The sequence below is a fragment of the Sphingobium salicis subsp. salicis genome (assembly GCF_049472635.1).
GTDB lineage: Bacteria > Pseudomonadota > Alphaproteobacteria > Sphingomonadales > Sphingomonadaceae > Sphingobium > Sphingobium yanoikuyae_A.
In genome coordinates this window covers 2,528,967-2,545,566 of record NZ_JAYRCS010000001.1, presented here as the reverse complement: position 1 = coordinate 2,545,566, position 16,600 = coordinate 2,528,967, and the positions used below count along the sequence as shown (strand labels likewise).

Below are 16,600 nucleotides of genomic sequence, written 5' to 3'. Positions count from 1 at the left end.
TTGCATGGCGGAAACGGGGCAGGACAGCAAATGTTTTTCGGGCGAATCAGAGGGGACGACACCGCCAGGGACGGGGCGAGAGACGGGGCAGGTGCGCCGCGCAACGTCATTCGCAGCGTGCTGGTGGTGGAGGATGAACCGCTCGTCGCCTTCGACCATGAGCATATCCTGTCCCAGGCAGGCTATCGCATCGCCGCCACCGTCGACAGCCATACCCATGCTGCCCGCGTAATCGATGCCGGATCGGTCGATCTGGTCGTCACCGACATCAATCTGCGCGGTGGGCGCTGCGGCATAGAGGTCGCGCGTCATGCCCATGCGCGCCAATTGCCGGTGCTGTTCGTCACCGGTGCCTGTCCCGCCGATGCGCGATCGCTGGCGGTCGGCTGTCTCGCCAAGCCCTTCGCCCCGCGCGACCTGCTGGCGGCGATCGCGGTGGTCGATGCGGTGCTGGCCGGTCGCGCGCCACCACGCAAGCCGCGCGGCATGAAACTGTTCGCCGAGATCGCCTGACGCCGGGCTGATCCGGGGCAGGCAGGCGGCCGTGCCGCTTGCCTCTGCTGCATTTGCTCATATGGTGGCGCCCGTAATGAACGGGCGCGGGGAATATGTGTGATAGATATCGCCGAGGGTAAACGGAATTGGCGGGATGTCATGCGTCCCTATTTCGGGAAAATGCCGTTCGTGGCCTTGTTGATCGGCATATCGAGCGGGTTTCCGCTTATGCTGCTGCTTGGCACGATGGGCTATTGGCTATCCAAAGTGGGTATCCAGAAGTCTACGATCGGTTTCGCTATCGGCCTGACGACACCCTATACGCTCAAATGGCTCTGGGCGCCGTTGGTCGATAAACTCCCGCTTCCGGTCCTAACGCGGCTTTTCGGTCAGCGGCGCGCCTGGCTGTTTTTCATTCAGTTGCTGCTGTTCGGCGCGATCTGGATGCTGGGGAGCAGCGATCCTGCCAATCATCTTGGCTATTTCGCCTTTTGCGCGATCCTCGTCTCCTTCCTGGGCGCGACGCAGGATATCGTGATCGATGCCTATCGCATCGAGATATTGAGCGATGAAGAGATGCCTTATGGCACGGCGACGAACCAGTTCGGCTATCGGCTTGGCGCCTTCTTCTCCGGGGTCGGGACGATCTTCCTCTATTCACCGCAGACAGGACTCGGCCTTGGCTGGCCGCTTGCATATGGCCTGACCGCCTTGCTGGTGCTGCCCGGTGCGCTGGGGGCGCTCTGGGCTGGGCCGGGCACTTATGTTGATCGCCATGGGGAAATGGCCGGGAAGCGGTTCGGCGCATGGCTAAAGGAAACGGTGCTCAATCCCTTCATCGAGTTTTTAGGGCGCAAGGGATCGGTCCTGATCCTGCTGTTCGTGCTGCTCTATAAAATAGGCGATGCGATGGGGCAGGGCATGCTCAACCCGATGATCGTCGATCTTGGGTTCACCGATGCTGAGTTTATCGCGATCAACAAGGTCGTCGGTTTCTGGGGCCTGATTGTTGGCACGGCCTTGGCCGCGCCTTTCATCGCATGGCTCGGCATGGGGCGCGCCCTGTTTATATCGGGGCTGATGATGATGCTCAGCAATTTGACGTTCGTCATCGTTGCGATGCACGGCCATTCGAATTTGTGGCTGACCATAGCGGTGGCGACGGAGCAGGTGACGAGTGGTATCGGTTTGACGGTGTTCGTCACCTATCTGTCCGGCCTTTCCAGCCTTGCCTACACCGCAACCCAATTCGCATTATTGTCATCGTTCGCTGCTGTAGGTCGCACTTGGCTGGCTGCGCCGGCAGGGATCATCGCTGAGAATGTAGGATGGGTCGGATTCTGGCTGACGACGGTCGCCGCGGCATTGCCCGGCATGCTGTTGCTCTGGTTGATCTGGCATAAGGGCTTTGTCGTGGACAGCGTTCGTCAGCCCAGCACAACGGACGACTGAGGTGACGAATAGGTCGAACAATCAGGACTTTTGCATCGCATGATCTTTCTCGTCGCGTCCATCTGTATCCAGATCATCTGTGCGGTCGATGTCGTGCGCAACGGCCGCAACCAGATCTGGATGCTGTTCATCTTCCTCTTCTCGCTGGCGGGTTGCTTTGCCTATCTGATGCTGGAGGTGCTGCCGGCCTATTGGGGTAATCGTCATCTGCGCACCGCGCGCAGCCAGGTGGTCGGCAAGGTCGATCCCGAACGCGGCCTGCGCAAGGCGCGGGCTGATCTGGATCTGGCGGAGACCGCCGCCAACCGGATCGCGCTGGGCGATGCGCTGCTGGACCTGGGCCGCTTTGCCGAGGCGGAGGCGGCCTATCGCCAGGGGCTGGCGCTGGGACCGGGGCAGGATGCGACGACGCAGGTCAAGCTGGCGCAGACCCTGTTCGAACTGGGGCGCAGCCGCGAGGGGCTGGCGGAGCTGGACGATGTGCCCGAGGTCGGCCGGGGCAGCGAATGGGATCGGCGCGCGCTGCTGCGGGCGCGGATGCTGGCCGATATCGGCGAGGATGCGCAGGCGCGTCTGCTGTTCGAGGATGTGATGAGCCGATATGCCGGTGAGGAGGCGCGCTGCCATTATGCCGCCTTCCTGCTGGAGCAGGGTGACCGGCTGCGCGCGCGGCAGATATTGGAGGAGGTCGAGCAGCGGGCCAGGCGGCTCGACCGCACCCAGCGCGCCGCCCAGGCCGACATGTATCGCTGGGCCGGCGAGCGGCTGGCGGAGTTGCGGAAGGCGGCGGCTTAGAGCGCGCTGCGTTAAATCCGACGCAGGCAGCGCGCTCTAATTTTTTGTTGTCGCATCGTTTTAAGCGCAAAACCGGTTCCCACTTTTGCGCACGATGCTTTAATTGGCCGCGTAGAGGTCCAGCGGCCGACCAAGGTCGCTATGCGCCTGCGCCACCGCCTGCAGGCAGGTGAGCGCGCCCAGCGCATCGTCATTGCCCAGCAGTCCCGAGACATTGTCGAAGGCGGTATGCGGATCGCGCAGCGCATCGCCCACCGCCTGCATGATCGCGGCCTCGTCCGCGGTCATCCGCGCGCAGCAACAGGGCGCGACCAATATCTTGCGGCTGGCGGCGCGCGCCAGTTCCAGCATCATCGCGCGCATCAGCACCAGGGGCCGGCGATAGCTTTTGCCGAAGGCGCCCAGCATCGCATTGGCGGCATGGGCATCATTGACCCCGGCCGTCGCCATGCGGCGCATGACGAACAGGAACAGCCGATTGCCATAGCCGCCCGGAATGGGCCGGGGCAGTTCGACGGGGTAGCTTTCTCCATATGCCATGCGGGTGCGCCTTTGTGTGACTCGGGGACACACAAGCTACGCTATTGCGAGGCATTCGCAAGTCTAAATCAGTCGGGCAATTGTCCGTTCAACCGCAAAATCTCTCCGGCCATATAGAGCGAGCCGGCGATCAGGATGATCGGTGCCGCATCCTGGGCCTGGGCGGCATCCTGCGCGATGGCGGCGATCGCCGCTTCCGGACCGTCATGGGCGGTGCAGCCTATGCCCCAGCGGGCGGCGACGGCGGCAAAGTGTTCGGGCGGATGATGATCATGCCCCGGCACCGGCAGCGCATGGATATGGGCGATCCGGCCGCCGAACGGGGCGAGATAGGCGTCCATGTCCTTGTTGGCGAGCATGCCGATGACGAGCTGGATCTGGCGGCTGTGCAACCGGTCGGCGGTGAAGAAGGCGCTGATCGCCTGGCCAGCGGCTTCATTATGGCCGCCGTCAAGCCAGGCTTCCGCCGCGTCGGGCAGGGCCGCGAGCAGCGGGCCGTGCTCCAGCCGTTGCAGCCGGGCGGGCCAGTGCGCCCAGAGCGGCGCGGCCTTCAGCGCCGCCTCGCTGACCGGCACGGCCTGCTGATGGCGCAGCATGGCGATGGCGAGGGCGACATTCTGGACCTGATGGGCGCCGGGCAGGCGCGGCATCGGCACGTCGACATGGCCCTGTTCGTCGCGATAATGGACCCGGTCGCGATAGACGGCGGCGTCCCAGGCGGTGCCCATGGCGAGCCATCGGGTGCCGGCGCGATCCGCGGCGTCCTGCATCACCGGGGCGAGGGCGGCGTCATAACGCTGCGTCACCAGCGCCGCGCCAGGCTTGGCGATGCCGGCCTTTTCTGCGGCGATGACGGGCAGCGTGTCGCCCAGGAAGGCTTGATGATCGATGCCGAGCTGAGCGATGCCGCAGACGACCGGATCGACGATGACGTTGGTGGCATCGAGCCGCCCGCCAAGGCCGACCTCTATGATGCAGGCATCGGCATCATGTTCGGCAAAGGCGAGGAAGGCGGCGGCGGTCGTCACCTCGAAGAAGCTGGCGCCGATCCCTTCGGCTACATCGAGCACGCGAGCGAGATAGGCGGCGAGCATGGCATCGTCGATCAGCTTGCCGGCGATGCGGATGCGTTCGTTGAAGCGGACCAGATGGGGCGAGGTGAAGACATGGACGGTCTTGCCGTCCGCTTCCAGCGCGGCGCGCAGAAAGGCGCAGGTCGACCCCTTGCCGTTGGTGCCGGCGACATGGAAGACCGGCGGCAGGCGATGGTGCGGATCGTCCAGCCGCTCCAGCAGCCGGGTGATCCGCTCCAGTCCCAATATATCGGCGCCGGGGGACAGCGACCAGAGCCGGTCAAGCTGGGCCTGGACCTGCGGGTCGTCCGAAACGGCATGGTCGGCCATGGCGCGCTGATCCCCCTATCGCGCTTTTGAGGCTCAGGCGGCGGCGCGCGGCGTCAGATAGCCGATCACGCGGGCCAGCGTGTCGCGCAGTTCGCTGCGATGGACCACCATGTCGAGCATGCCATGGTCGAGCAGATATTCGGCGCGCTGGAAGCCTTCGGGCAGCTTTTCGCGGATCGTGCTTTCGATGACGCGCTGACCGGCGAAGCCGATCAGGGCATTGGGCTCCGAAATCTGAATATCGCCCAGCATCGCGTAGCTGGCAGTGACGCCGCCGGTGGTCGGATCGGTCAGCACGACGATATAGGGCAGGCCGGCCGCATGCAGTTTCTGGATCGCCACGGTGGAGCGCGGCATCTGCATCAGCGAGAGGATGCCTTCCTGCATGCGCGCGCCGCCGGCAGCGGTGAAGATGACATAGGGGCATTTATGCGCGATCGCGTCATTGATGCCCTGGATGAAGGCCGCGCCCACGCCCATGCCCATGGAACCGCCCATGAAGGCGAAATTCTGCACGCCCATGACCAGCGGCACATCGTCGATCGCGCCGCGCGCGTTGATGAGCGCGTCCTGATCGCCGGTGGAGGCGCGGGCGGCCTTGATCCGGTCCGGATAGCGTTTGCTATCGCGGAACTTGAGCGGATCTTCCGGCACGCCGGGGGTCGGCAGCAGGATGAAGCCGGCGTCGAGGATCTGCTCGAACCGTTCCGACGGACCGATGCGGCCATGATGGTCGCAGCGCGGGCAGACCGAGAGATTTTCCTCCCATTCCTTGATGAAGACCATTTCCTTGCACGACGGGCACTGATGCCAGAGCGTTTCGGCGGTGGTTTCCTTCTTGGTGAAGGGCAGGGCGTTACGAACGCGGTTGATCCAGCTCATGCTGCGGTCTCCCGGATAGAAGTGGTGAGGGCGCCGCTGAGCGACGCGACGAATTCCTGGACGAAGGGGCCGGCGGCATCGCCGTGCGAGCCGACGATGTCGACGATCGCCGAACCGACCACCACGCCATCGGCAACGCGGCCGATGGCGGCCGCCTGTTCGGGCGTGCGCACGCCGAAGCCGACCGCGATCGGCAGGTCGGTGGCGGCCTTCAGCCGATCGACCGCTATTTCGATATTGGCCTGCGCCGCCTGCTGCTTGCCGGTGATGCCGGCGACGGCGACATGATAGAGGAAGCCGCTGGCGCCGTTCAGCACGGCGGGCAGGCGGGCGGCGTCCGTGGTCGGGGTCGCGAGGCGAACGAGATGGACGCCGACGGCGCGCAGCGCGGGGCCGAGTTCGGCATCTTCTTCCGGCGGGATATCGACGCAGATTACCCCGTCGACACCGGCGGTCTGGCACTGGTCGGCGAACCAGTCGGACCCGCGCGCCAGCATCGGATTGGCATAGCCCATCAGGATCAGCGGTGTTTCGGGATGGCGCGCACGGAAATCGGCGGCCAGCGCGAAAACGTCCTTGGTCTTGGTGCCCGAACCGAGGCTGCGCAGGTTCGCCAGTTCGATCGCCGGGCCGTCGGCCATCGGATCGGTGAAGGGCATGCCGAGTTCGATGATGTCGGCGCCGCCCGCGACCAGCGCATCGAGGATGGCGGGGGTCGAGGCGACGTCCGGGTCACCGGCGGTCACGAAGGTGATGAGGGCGGCGCGGCCCTGTGCCTTGCAGGCGGCGAAGCGGGTGGCGAGACGGTCGGTCATGCTCACATCTCCACTCCCAGCGCGTCGGCGACGGTGAAGATATCCTTGTCCCCCCGGCCCGACAGATTGACGACGATGATCTTGTCCGCGTCCAGCGTCGGCGCGACCTGTTCGGCCGCCGCCACGGCATGAGCGGATTCGAGCGCGGGGATGATGCCTTCGAGGCGGGAGAGGGTCTGGAAGCTTTCCAGCGCCTCGTCATCCTTGATCGGCAGATATTTCACCCGGCCGATCTCGTGCAGCCAGCTATGTTCCGGGCCGATGCCGGGATAGTCCAGACCCGCCGAAATGCTGTGCGCTTCGGTGATCTGGCCGTCCTCGTCCTGGAGCAGATAGGTGCGGTTGCCGTGCAGGATGCCCGATGCGCCGCCAGCCAGCGATGCGGCATGCTTCTTGTCGAGGCCTTCGCCGGCCGCTTCCACGCCGATCATCGCGACTTCGGGATCGTCGAGGAAGGGGTGGAACATGCCGATGGCGTTGGAGCCGCCACCGACCGGGGCGATCAGCATGTCGGGCAGGCGGCCTTCGGCTTCCATGATCTGCGCGCGGATTTCCTTGCCGATGATCGACTGGAAATCGCGCACCAGCTCCGGATAGGGGTGCGGGCCGGCGGCGGTGCCGATGATGTAGAAAGTGTCATGGACGTTCGACACCCAGTAGCGCAGGGCGTCGTTCATCGAATCCTTGAGCGTCGAGGAGCCGGAATGCACCGGGATCACCTCTGCGCCGAGCAGCTTCATGCGGAAGACGTTGGGCTTCTGCCGCTCGACATCCTTGGCGCCCATGAAGATCTTGCATTCCATTCCGAACAGGGCGGCGACGGTTGCGGTTGCGACGCCATGCTGGCCCGCGCCGGTCTCGGCGATGACCTTCTTCTTGCCCATGCGGCGGGCGAGCAGCGCCTGGCCGATGCAATTGTTGATCTTGTGCGCGCCGGTGTGGTTGAGTTCCTCGCGCTTGAGGTAGATTTTCGCACCCTTGCCAGGTTCCGCTTTTGCGCGCAGCGCTTCGGTCAGCCGTTCGGCATAATAAAGCGGGTTGGGGCGGCCGACATAGGAGCGCAGCAGCTCGGCATATTCGGCGTGAAATTCGGGATCGGCCTTGGCCGCCTTGTAGACCTTTTCCAGCTCCAGGATCAGTGGCATCAGCGTTTCGGCGACATAGCGGCCGCCAAAGGCGCCGAAATGGCCATTATCGTCCGGCTGAGTCCTCAGGCTATTGGGGAGGCTGTTGGGCAGGGTGATGGTGTCGGTCATGAATATCTTTCCGGGGACAAATGATGGGCGTTCGCTTGTGGTCAGGAAGCGATCAGCGCCATCGTCCTTCGATGCGCATGGCAGGGGCGTTCAGCGTCAACATGCCGACACCGCTTTGCAGAAGGCCATGATCTTGTCCACACTCTTGATGCCCGGTGCATCCTCGACGCCCGAAGAAACGTCGATCAGCGGCGTGTCGGTCAGGCGGATCGCTTCGCACACATTGTCGATGCCAAGGCCCCCCGAAAGCCCCCAGGGCGCGGGCATGGCGACGCCGCGCAGCAAGGTCCAGTCGAAGCGCAGGCCCATGCCGCCGGGCAGCGCCGCGCCATCGGGCGTCTTCGCGTCGAACAGCAGCCGGTCGACCGTGCCGGCATAGGCCTGGGCCGCGTCGATATCGGCGCGGGTCTTGACCGAAATCGCCTTCCACACCGGCAGGCCGAAACGCTGGCGAATGGCGGCGACCCGCTCCGGGCTTTCCTTGCCATGGAGTTGCAGGGCGCTGAGCGCGCCGGTGCCGGTCAGCCGCGACAGTTGATCGTCATCGGCATCGACGACCACGGCGACGCGATCGACATGGGCCGGGACGGCCGCAGCGAGCGCGCGCATCTGGTCGGGTTCGACGTGGCGCGGGCTCTTGGGGAAATGGACGAAGCCGACATGGCTCGCCCCGGCGCGCACGGCGGCGCCCACCGTCTCCGGCGTGGACAGGCCGCAGATCTTGATCGCGATTCGGGACATGGGCGGGCCTTTAGACCGTAAGGGAAGGGAAGTCACATTGAGACAGGCTGGGTCAGGTCCATGTCGTGCAATGCCAGCCACTGATCGGCATGGTCGATGCAGGCCTGACCCAGGAAGCGATCGAGGACAGCGACGATCTCCGCATCGCTCATCGTCCGGGGATCGAGCGGCGGATGCCAGTGCAGTGCGAAATGCGGGCCGCTGGTGCGGACCAGATAGAAGGGCAGGAATTGCGCCCCGACCTTGCGCGCCAGGCGCAGCGCGATCGACAGATTGCCCGACGGTTCGAGCGCGCGGCCGAAGGTCGGGAACCAGACCTGCCGGTCGCGTCGTTCGTCAGCCAGGATATAGAGGGTGGCCCGATCCTTCTGGGTCAGATGCTTGAGCACGCCGCGTGCCGCGCCATCGCCGCCGATCGCCTCGTCCATATAGCTGGATCGCGCCTTTTTAAGCTGGGCGGCGATCCGGGGGTCTTCGGGATCTTCATAGACGCCAAGGCCAGGTCGGTCGGTCGACCATTTGATATGGGCGGCGAGCAGATCCCAATTGCCGATATGGCAGGTGAAGGCGATCATCGGGCCGGGACCGTCCAGCACCGCCTGATAGGCGGGCTGGTCGATGACGGTCACATGGTCGGCATTCACCAGCCGGTCGATATTGGCGAGTTCCGCCAGCGTGCGGCCGACATTCACCCAGCGCCGGGTCAGGACCGCTTCGCGTTCCGCCTGCTGCAGGTCGGGCCGCAGCAGCGCCAGATTGGCGCGCGCGCGGGCGTCGCGCAGCTTCATCCGGGGGCGGGCGACATGCGCCGACAGCCAGCCGCCCAGCCAGGAGGCGAGGCTGGCGGGAAGCAGGCGGAGCAGGGTGAAGAGAAAGGGGTTGGAGAGCATGGTCCTGCCCGTCATACAGGAGCCGTTGAGGCGGTAAAGAGCCGCGAAGGGGGCTGGTGGTGACGATGATGCTGGCGCTGTGGCTGCTGCTCCAGGCGCTGAGCCTGATGGGCGTGGTCAATTATTGGCGCCATCTGCCGGCGGACCGGCAGGAGGAGGCGCCCGACGGTGCGGTCATGATCCTGTCGGTGCGCGATGACTGGGAAGGTGACAGCGAACTTGTCACCCGGCTGAAGGCGCAGAGCGCGCCGTTCCGGTTGCTGCTGGCGACGTCCGGGCGTTGCGCAGCGGCGGAAGCTCTGGCCGCTGCCGAGCCCGATTGGGTGCAGATCGTGCGCGCCGGCGTGGCGCGCGACGAGGGGCAGAAGGTCCACAAGCTGCGGGCGGCGCTCAAGGCGTTGCGCGACGGCGATCGCTATCTGATCTTTATCGACGCGGATATCGAGCCGCCGGCGCGGCTGGTCGGGCGGCTGCTCTTTCCGCTGGTGCGGGGCAAGGCGGATATCGTGACAGGCTATCGGCTGCTGCTGCCGGCCGGCCATGGCATGCCGGCGCTGGTCGGCGCGGTCGAACTGCAACTGGCGACGCTGCCGCGCGCGGCCAGCTCCACCATGCCATGGGGCGGCGCGATGGCGATGACGCGGGCAGCGGCCGACCGGATCGATATCGACGCGGCGCTGGCCGGGCGCCTGTCCGACGACATGGCGATCGGCCTGGCTGGCTGGCGCGCGAAGCTGCGGATGCGGCCGGTGCGCGACCTGCTGGTGGCAAGCCCATTGGACGGAAGGTTGAGTGCGCTCTGGAATTTTGGGGTGCGTCAATATCGCCATATCATCACCAACAGCCCGCGCATGTGGGCGGTAGCGACCGGTGCCGTCGCGCTGCAATCGGGCTTCTGGCTGTGGGCGCTGGGCTGGGGCGGCTGGCCGGCGATCGCGATCGGCTATGGCGCGGCCTGGGGCCGGTCGGTGGCGCGGCGGCAGATATTGGCGTCTGTGCTGGAGCCAGCGCAAGCGGCGCGGGCGCGACGATCGCTCTGGTGGGATGTGGTTGCGCCGTTCGCCGTCTGCTGGGCGCATCTGGCCGTGCAGCTACAGGCTGCCACATCCAATCGCATCATTTGGGGCGGCTGGACCTATCGCGTCGTGCGTGGCCGGGTGGTGGAGATGGGGCGGGGGTAGTTCCCTTCCTCCCCGAGGCTGGCTCGGGAAGAAGGGGAATGGATCAGAACCCGGCCGGGAACAAATGATTGCCGGCGTCGTCGAGGCGCAGGATCACCTTGCCGGCGACGGCGCTGGTCGGCAGGTCGCCATAGAGATGGGGGAAGAGCGCGCCGCCGCGCGACACTTCCCATTTGATCGCCTCGCCAAAGGGGGCGAGGTCGATCATCAGCATCACCAGCCGATCCAGTCCCGCGAAATGCTTGGCCGCCGTTTCGGCCGCCTGATCGCGCGTGGACATGTGGATATAGCCGTCCTGCAGGTCGATCGGCGCGCCCTTGAACACGCCGTCGGCCTTGAACTGGTCATATTGCTCGGCGGTCAGGATCTTGTAGGCGAACAGCTCGCTCACGCTTCGCCACCCTCGCTGCCAGTTTCCGGGGCCGCTTCGGGCGCGCCCTGGACGGAGCCTTCTACCGCTGCCTCGGCATTGTCATCTTCGCCGTCCTCGATCCGGGCGGTGGACACGACATGCTCGTCCTTGGCGACGTTGAACAGGCGCACGCCGGCAGAATTGCGGCCGATCACGCGCATCGACGACAGGCCCATGCGGATCAGCTTGGCCTGATCGGTCACGAGCATCAGATGATCCTCATGCGCGACCGGGAAGCTGCCGACGACCAGGCCGTTGCGGGCGATATTGTCGATATTGGTGATGCCCTGGCCACCGCGACCGGTGCGGCGATAATCATAGGCCGAGCTGATCTTGCCATAGCCGTTGGCGCAAACGGTCAGGATGAACTGTTCCGCCTGGGCAAAGGCGGCCATGCGTTCGGCGCTGTTGATCGCCGGGGTCGCCTCATTCTCCTTCCACGGCGCAGCGCGCAGATAGTCGTCGCGTTCCTCGGTGGTCGCGTCGAAGCCCTTGAGGATCGAGAGCGAGATGACTTCGTCGCCATCCTTGAGCGTCATGCCGCGCACGCCGGTCGAGGTGCGGCTCTGGAATTCGCGCACGTCAGTGGCGGCGAAGCGGATCGCGCGGCCCTGGCGGGTGGCGAGCAGCACGTCATCCTCTTCGGTCAGCAGGGCGACGCCAATCAGGCGATCGTCGCTGCCTTCGTCGAAGCGCATGGCGAGCTTGCCGTTGCTGGGCACATTGGCGAAGGCATCCATGCTGTTGCGGCGCACGGTGCCGTTCGCGGTGGCGAACATGACGTGCAGTTCCTTCCAGCTTTCCTCGTCCTCTGGGAGCGGCAGCACGGTCTGGATGGTTTCGCCCGGTGCCAGCGGCAGCAGGTTGATCATCGGCCGGCCGCGGGTGGCGGGGCCGCCCTCGGGCAGGCGCCAGACCTTGAGGCGATAGACCTTGCCCGCGGTCGAGAAGAACAGCACCGGCGTGTGCGTCGAGGTGACGAACAATTCGGTGACGGCGTCCTCATCCTTGGTCGCCATGCCCGAACGGCCCTTGCCGCCACGGCCCTGGGCGCGGAAGCTCTCCAGCGGGGTGCGCTTGATATAGCCCTGCACGGTGACGGTGACGACCATCTCCTCGCGCTCGATCAGATCCTCGTCATCGATGCCGTCGGCGGCAGGGGCGATGACCGACACGCGCGGCGTGGCGAATTCGCTCTCGATCGCCTCGAACTCTTCGCGCATCACGGCGTAGAGCTTCACCCGGTCACCCAGGATGGCGAGATATTCGGCGATCGCTTCGGCCAGTTCGGCCAGTTCCTTGCCGATTTCGTCGCGGCCGAGCGCGGTCAGGCGGTGGAGGCGCAGGTCGAGGATGGCGCGGACCTGCACGTCGCTGAGCTTGTAGCTCTCGCCGCTGACTTCGGTCTCGATCGCCTCGACCAGGGCGAGATAGGGCGCGATCTCGCCGATCGGCCATTCGCGCGCCAGCAGCGATTCGCGGGCGGCGGCCGGGCTGGCCGAACCGCGGATGATCTTCACCACCTCGTCGAGATTGGTGACCGCGACGACCAGGCCGAGCAAGATATGGGCGCGGTCGCGCGCCTTGTTCAGCTCGAACTTGGTGCGGCGGGTGATGACCTCTTCGCGGAACTTGACGAAGGCTTCGATGATATCGCGCAGGCCCAGCAGTTCCGGGCGGCCGCCACGGATCGCCAGCATGTTGGCGGGGAAGCTCGACTGGGCCGGGGTGTTGCGCCACAGCTGGTTGAGGACGACGTCCGGGGTGGCGTCGCGCTTCAGGTCCATGACGATGCGCACGCCTTCGCGGCTCGATTCGTCGCGAATGTCGCTGATGCCCTCGATCCGCTTGTCCTTGGCGGCTTCGGCGATCTTCTCGACCAGGCCGCTCTTGCCGACCTGATAGGGGATGGAGGTGAGGACGATCGAGCGACGGTCGCCGCGGCCTTCCTCCACCTCGTGCCGGGCGCGCATCAGGATCGAGCCGCGACCGGTATGATAGGCGTTGCGGGCGCCCGACTGGCCCAGGATCAGCGGCGCGGTCGGGAAATCGGGACCGGGGACGATCTGGATCAGTTCGTCGGTCGAGATTGCCGGGTTTTCGATATAGGCGAGGCAGGCGCGCAGCACTTCGCCGAGGTTGTGCGGCGGGATGTTGGTCGCCATGCCAACCGCGATGCCGCCGGCGCCGTTGACCAGCAGGTTGGGGAAGCGGGCGGGCAGCACCTGCGGCTCGCTTTCCGACGCGTCATAATTGGGCGTGAAGTCGACGGTGTCCTTGTCGAGATCGTCCAGCAGCGCGGTCGCGACCTTGGCCAGGCGCGCTTCGGTGTAACGCATGGCGGCTGGCGGATCGGGATCCATCGAACCGAAGTTTCCCTGACCGTCGATCAGCGGCACGCGCATCGACCAGTCCTGGGTCATGCGGGCCAGGGCGTCGTAGATCGAGCTGTCGCCATGGGGGTGGTATTTACCCATGACTTCACCGACCAGACGGGCCGACTTGCGATAGGGGCGGTTGTAGACGAAGCCCGATTCCTGGGCCGAGAAGAGAATGCGGCGATGCACCGGCTTCAGGCCGTCGCGCACGTCCGGCAGGGCGCGGGAGACGATCACGGACATGGCATAGTCGAGATAGCTCGACTTCATCTCATCAACGATGCTGATGGGGCTGATGTCCGAAGGGTCGGCGAGGACGGTCTCGTCGGTCAAGGCGATTCTCTTTTTGGATGGGTGTGATGCGTTGCCACTGCACTAGCCGAGCGAAACAAATCTGTCACCCCTCGCGCGCGCCCGCGCGCCCGCATGTGCAGCCAAGGCGGTGATTGGCGGGCGCGAAGAAAAGCGGAACGAAGCGGCAGCATGACAGTTGCAAAATGCGCGGATATAGGCTTGTTCAAAGCCCGTTCACGCGCCGACCCCTAATCGGCGTTCAACCCGGATGTCGCCTGTGGTCCCCCTGTCAGGCGCGAAAAGGAGATGAGGATCATGCGTTTTGTTACCCCGCTGTCGCTCGCGCTGGCTCTGGCGCTGACCGGCGGCGCCGTTTCGGCTCCCGCCTCCGCCGCGAAGAAGGAAGAAAAGCCGGCCGGCCGCAAGCTGAACGTGTCGCCCGAAGTGCTCAAGTCGCTCCAGGCGGCCCAGAAGGCGTCCGATGCCCAGGATTTCGCCGGTGCCAAGACGGCGCTGACCGAGGCTGACGGCAAGGCGGCGTCGAACGACGACAAGTACCAGATCGGCGCGATCAAGCTGAACACCGGCATCCAGAGCAAGGATGACGCGCTGAAGATGGAAGGTCTCAACCAGATGCTCGACAGCGGCCTGACGCCGCCCGAGCAGACCGGCCAGTTCAACATGGTGGCGGCCGATGCGGCTCTCGCCCAGAAGAATTACGACGTTGCGATTTCGCGTGGCCAGGCGGCGCTGGCTGCCGGCTACAAGGCCGAGCAGGTCAACCCGACCATCGCCCAGGCCTATTTCGGCAAGGCCGGCACCGGCAATGCCTCGGCCGAGCCGGCGCGTGGCTTCAACCAGCAGGGCCTCGCTGCGCTGAAGGCGGCGGCGGACGCGACCAAGGCGTCGGGCCAGCCCGTGCCGGCGCAATGGTATCAGATCGGCGTCAGCCGTGCGGCTGCCGCGCGCCTGCCGGAAGTCACCGATTGGGCCAAGTGGGCCTATGCCGCCAATCCGAGCGGTGAAAATCTGCGCACGCTGATCCGCCTGTTCCAGCAGGCGAACCCGAACATCACCAACCGCGAAAATCTGGACGTGCTGCGCCTGATGTCGGCGGCCAAGGGGCTGGTGGTCGCTGCCGACTTCACCGAACTGGCCGAAATGGCGTCGAAGACGGGCATTTATGGCGAGGTCAAGTCGACGATCGACGCCGGCCGCGCCAAGGGCGTGCTGAACGCCAGCCAGGCGGGCGACATCTATCAGGCCGCCGTGGGTCGCATTCCGGGCGACAAGTCGTCGCTGGGTGCCGCCGAAGCGGATGCCGGCAAGGCCGCCAATGGCAAGGTCGCGGCTGCGACCGGCGACGCCTATCTGGGCTATGGCGACTATGCCAAGGCGGCGGCGATGTTCGAACTGGCCAAGCAGAAGGGTGGCGTCGACGCCGACGAGATCAACACCCGCCTGGGCATTGCCAAGACCATGGGTGGCGACAATGCCGGCGCCAAGTCGGCGTTCGAGGCAGTCCAGGGCGGTGCGCGCAAGCAGATCGCCGATCTGTGGCTGACCTATCTGGGCACCAAGGCCTGAAATTAGTATAAGGCGCGCAGATCGTCGCTGGTTCGGCGGTCTGTGCGCCTTCATTTTTTTTGAATGACCGGCCGGGGGCCGGGATATTGCAGTGGGGGAGGCCTGTCATGGCCAAGCGGAATCCTGTTTTTCTGACTATCGGACTGCCGGTCGTGCTGGCCGGCGCCATGCTGGCGACGCCGGCTGCGGCCAAGAAGAAGATCGTGGTGGCAGGGCCGCCGATCGAGATGTCGGACGCCTTCCGCGCCGATGTGCAGGCCGCCGAAACCGCGATCAAGGCGCGTGACGCGTCGACCGCCAATCTGCGCATCGCGTCGCTCAACCCGACCACCGACATGGAAGCCTATGCTGCGGCCGGCCTGCGTTTCGAGGTGGCGGTGCTGCGCCGGGACATCCAGGCCCAGCGGATCGCGCTGACCGACATGTTCAAGACCAGTTCGGTGCCCAAGGCGGACGCGCCGCGCCTGCGTTTCATCGCCGGCTATCTGTCCTACATGGTCGCGAACTATACCGATGCGGTGGCGCAGCTCGATTATGCCAAGACGCTGGGCTATTCGGGCATCGACGCCACCATGCTGCGCGCCGATATCGCGATGCGCAAGAACAAGTCCAAGGAAGCCCGCACCTATGTGCAGGAGGCGCTGGCGCAGCAGAAGGCATCGGGCCAGCCGATCCCGGCCGCCTGGTATGACCGCGCTATCTCCATGGCCTATCAGGCCAATGACTGGGATGAGGTGAGCAGCCTCTATCGCGAGCGGCTGGAGGTCTATCCGTCGACCCCCGAATGGCGTTCGGCGCTGACCAACTATCTGGCCGGCCAGGAAAGCGACCCGCAGATCCAGCTCGACCTCTATCGCCTGCAGGCTGCCAATGGCGCGATGGCGAGCGAGCGCGATTACCAGACCTATGCCCAGCTGGCCGAGAAGACCGGCAATTTTGCCGAAGCCAAGGCGATCATCGAGGCGGGCCGTTCGGCCGGCAAGCTGACGACCAGCCAGGCGACCACGGCGCAGCTGCTGAAGGCGGTGACGCCCAAGGCGACCAAGGATATCGCCGCTATGCCCGCGCTGGCGAAGAAAGCGGCGGCGGCGAGCGATGGCAAGGCGGCGCTGAATGCGGCCGACAGCTATTTCTCGCTCGGTCAATATCCGCAGGCGGTGGAGCAGTATCGGCTGGCGTTGAGCAAGGGCGGGGTCGATCAGGGCCATGCCAATGCGCGCCTGGGCATCGCGCTGGCCCGTTCGGGCGATCTGGCCGGTGGCAAGACCACGCTGGCCCAGGTGACCAGCGGCAACTGGAGCAATGTCGCCGGCTTCTGGTCGGTCTGGGTCGATCTGCAGCATCGCAAATCGGCGCAGCAGGGCACGGCGCAGACCGCCAGCTGATCGCGGGCGCGACATGACAGGAAAAAGGGCCGGTCCCCCCGTGGGGGCCGGCCCTTTTTCGTTGCGCTTGTGTGCCGGCTGTCGCGGGCTTGCC

At 65.5% G+C, this 16,600-nt stretch carries 15 protein-coding genes; 6 read left to right on the top strand and 9 right to left on the bottom strand.

The features are described 5' to 3' along the window. Positions 1–30: 30 nt before the first annotated feature. The 3 genes from VHN57_RS12345 (at position 31) to VHN57_RS12335 (ending at position 2,742) form a co-directional block, all read left to right on the top strand. The gene (locus VHN57_RS12345; RefSeq protein WP_125989272.1) at positions 31–513 is read left to right on the top strand and encodes a response regulator; all 483 of its coding nucleotides are present in this window, start codon (positions 31–33) and stop codon (positions 511–513) included. A gap of 141 nt (positions 514–654) precedes the next feature. After that, positions 655–1,947 (top strand): AmpG family muropeptide MFS transporter, encoded by a 1,293-nt coding sequence (locus VHN57_RS12340; RefSeq protein WP_278987374.1) that lies wholly within the window; start codon positions 655–657, stop codon positions 1,945–1,947. A gap of 39 nt (positions 1,948–1,986) precedes the next feature. Beyond that, positions 1,987–2,742, top strand: coding sequence for a tetratricopeptide repeat protein (locus VHN57_RS12335; protein ID WP_278987375.1), 756 nt, complete (start codon positions 1,987–1,989; stop codon positions 2,740–2,742). Between the two features lie 99 nt (positions 2,743–2,841). Here VHN57_RS12335 and VHN57_RS12330 read toward each other — a convergent pair whose 3' ends face one another. The 7 genes from VHN57_RS12330 to VHN57_RS12300 form a co-directional block, all read right to left on the bottom strand. Continuing rightward, positions 2,842–3,282, bottom strand: a complete 441-nt coding sequence (locus VHN57_RS12330) for a DUF6628 family protein (protein ID WP_004207660.1) — start codon at positions 3,280–3,282, stop codon at positions 2,842–2,844. 68 nt (positions 3,283–3,350) lie between these two features. Further along, positions 3,351–4,685 carry a bifunctional folylpolyglutamate synthase/dihydrofolate synthase gene (locus tag VHN57_RS12325; RefSeq protein WP_278987377.1) on the bottom strand — a complete coding sequence of 445 codons (1,335 nt, stop codon included), beginning with the start codon at positions 4,683–4,685 and terminating at the stop codon, positions 3,351–3,353. A gap of 33 nt (positions 4,686–4,718) precedes the next feature. Beyond that, positions 4,719–5,567: an acetyl-CoA carboxylase, carboxyltransferase subunit beta gene (accD, locus tag VHN57_RS12320; RefSeq protein WP_004207658.1), complete on the bottom strand. Its 849-nt coding sequence runs from the start codon at positions 5,565–5,567 to the stop codon at positions 4,719–4,721. Then, positions 5,564–6,382 (bottom strand): tryptophan synthase subunit alpha, encoded by an 819-nt coding sequence (gene trpA / locus VHN57_RS12315; protein WP_278988653.1) that lies wholly within the window; start codon positions 6,380–6,382, stop codon positions 5,564–5,566. Before trpA ends, accD begins: the two co-directional genes overlap by 4 nt. Positions 6,383–6,384: 2 nt before the next feature. Further along, positions 6,385–7,638 carry a tryptophan synthase subunit beta gene (trpB, locus tag VHN57_RS12310; protein WP_423284008.1) on the bottom strand — a complete coding sequence of 418 codons (1,254 nt, stop codon included), beginning with the start codon at positions 7,636–7,638 and terminating at the stop codon, positions 6,385–6,387. A 96-nt stretch (positions 7,639–7,734) separates the two neighbouring features. Then, the gene (locus tag VHN57_RS12305) at positions 7,735–8,379 is read right to left on the bottom strand and encodes a phosphoribosylanthranilate isomerase (protein ID WP_278987129.1); all 645 of its coding nucleotides are present in this window, start codon (positions 8,377–8,379) and stop codon (positions 7,735–7,737) included. 32 nt (positions 8,380–8,411) lie between these two features. Next, a complete protein-coding gene (locus VHN57_RS12300) occupies positions 8,412–9,269 on the bottom strand; it encodes a lysophospholipid acyltransferase family protein (RefSeq protein ID WP_278987136.1) in 858 nt (285 codons plus the stop codon). A 65-nt stretch (positions 9,270–9,334) separates the two neighbouring features. Between VHN57_RS12300 and VHN57_RS12295 the strand changes: the two genes are divergently transcribed. Continuing rightward, on the top strand, positions 9,335–10,450 hold the full coding sequence (locus VHN57_RS12295; protein WP_278987139.1) for a glycosyltransferase: 1,116 nt from the start codon (positions 9,335–9,337) through the stop codon (positions 10,448–10,450). Between the two features lie 43 nt (positions 10,451–10,493). On the opposite strand, the gene VHN57_RS12290 is transcribed toward VHN57_RS12295, so the two are convergent. Beyond that, positions 10,494–10,841 carry a DUF952 domain-containing protein gene (locus tag VHN57_RS12290; RefSeq protein WP_423284006.1) on the bottom strand — a complete coding sequence of 116 codons (348 nt, stop codon included), beginning with the start codon at positions 10,839–10,841 and terminating at the stop codon, positions 10,494–10,496. After that, on the bottom strand, positions 10,838–13,573 hold the full coding sequence (gene gyrA / locus VHN57_RS12285; protein WP_423284004.1) for a DNA gyrase subunit A: 2,736 nt from the start codon (positions 13,571–13,573) through the stop codon (positions 10,838–10,840). The genes VHN57_RS12290 and gyrA overlap by 4 nt, the downstream gene beginning before the upstream one ends. 276 nt (positions 13,574–13,849) lie before the next feature. Here gyrA and VHN57_RS12280 point away from each other — a divergent pair, with 276 nt between their 5' ends. Continuing rightward, entirely contained in the window at positions 13,850–15,121 is a 1,272-nt protein-coding gene (locus tag VHN57_RS12280; protein WP_004207650.1) for a YfgM family protein, read from the top strand. Between the two features lie 107 nt (positions 15,122–15,228). Then, complete coding sequence (locus VHN57_RS12275) at positions 15,229–16,506, top strand: tetratricopeptide repeat protein (RefSeq protein WP_278987135.1); 1,278 nt, start codon at positions 15,229–15,231, stop codon at positions 16,504–16,506. Positions 16,507–16,600 lie beyond the last annotated feature (94 nt).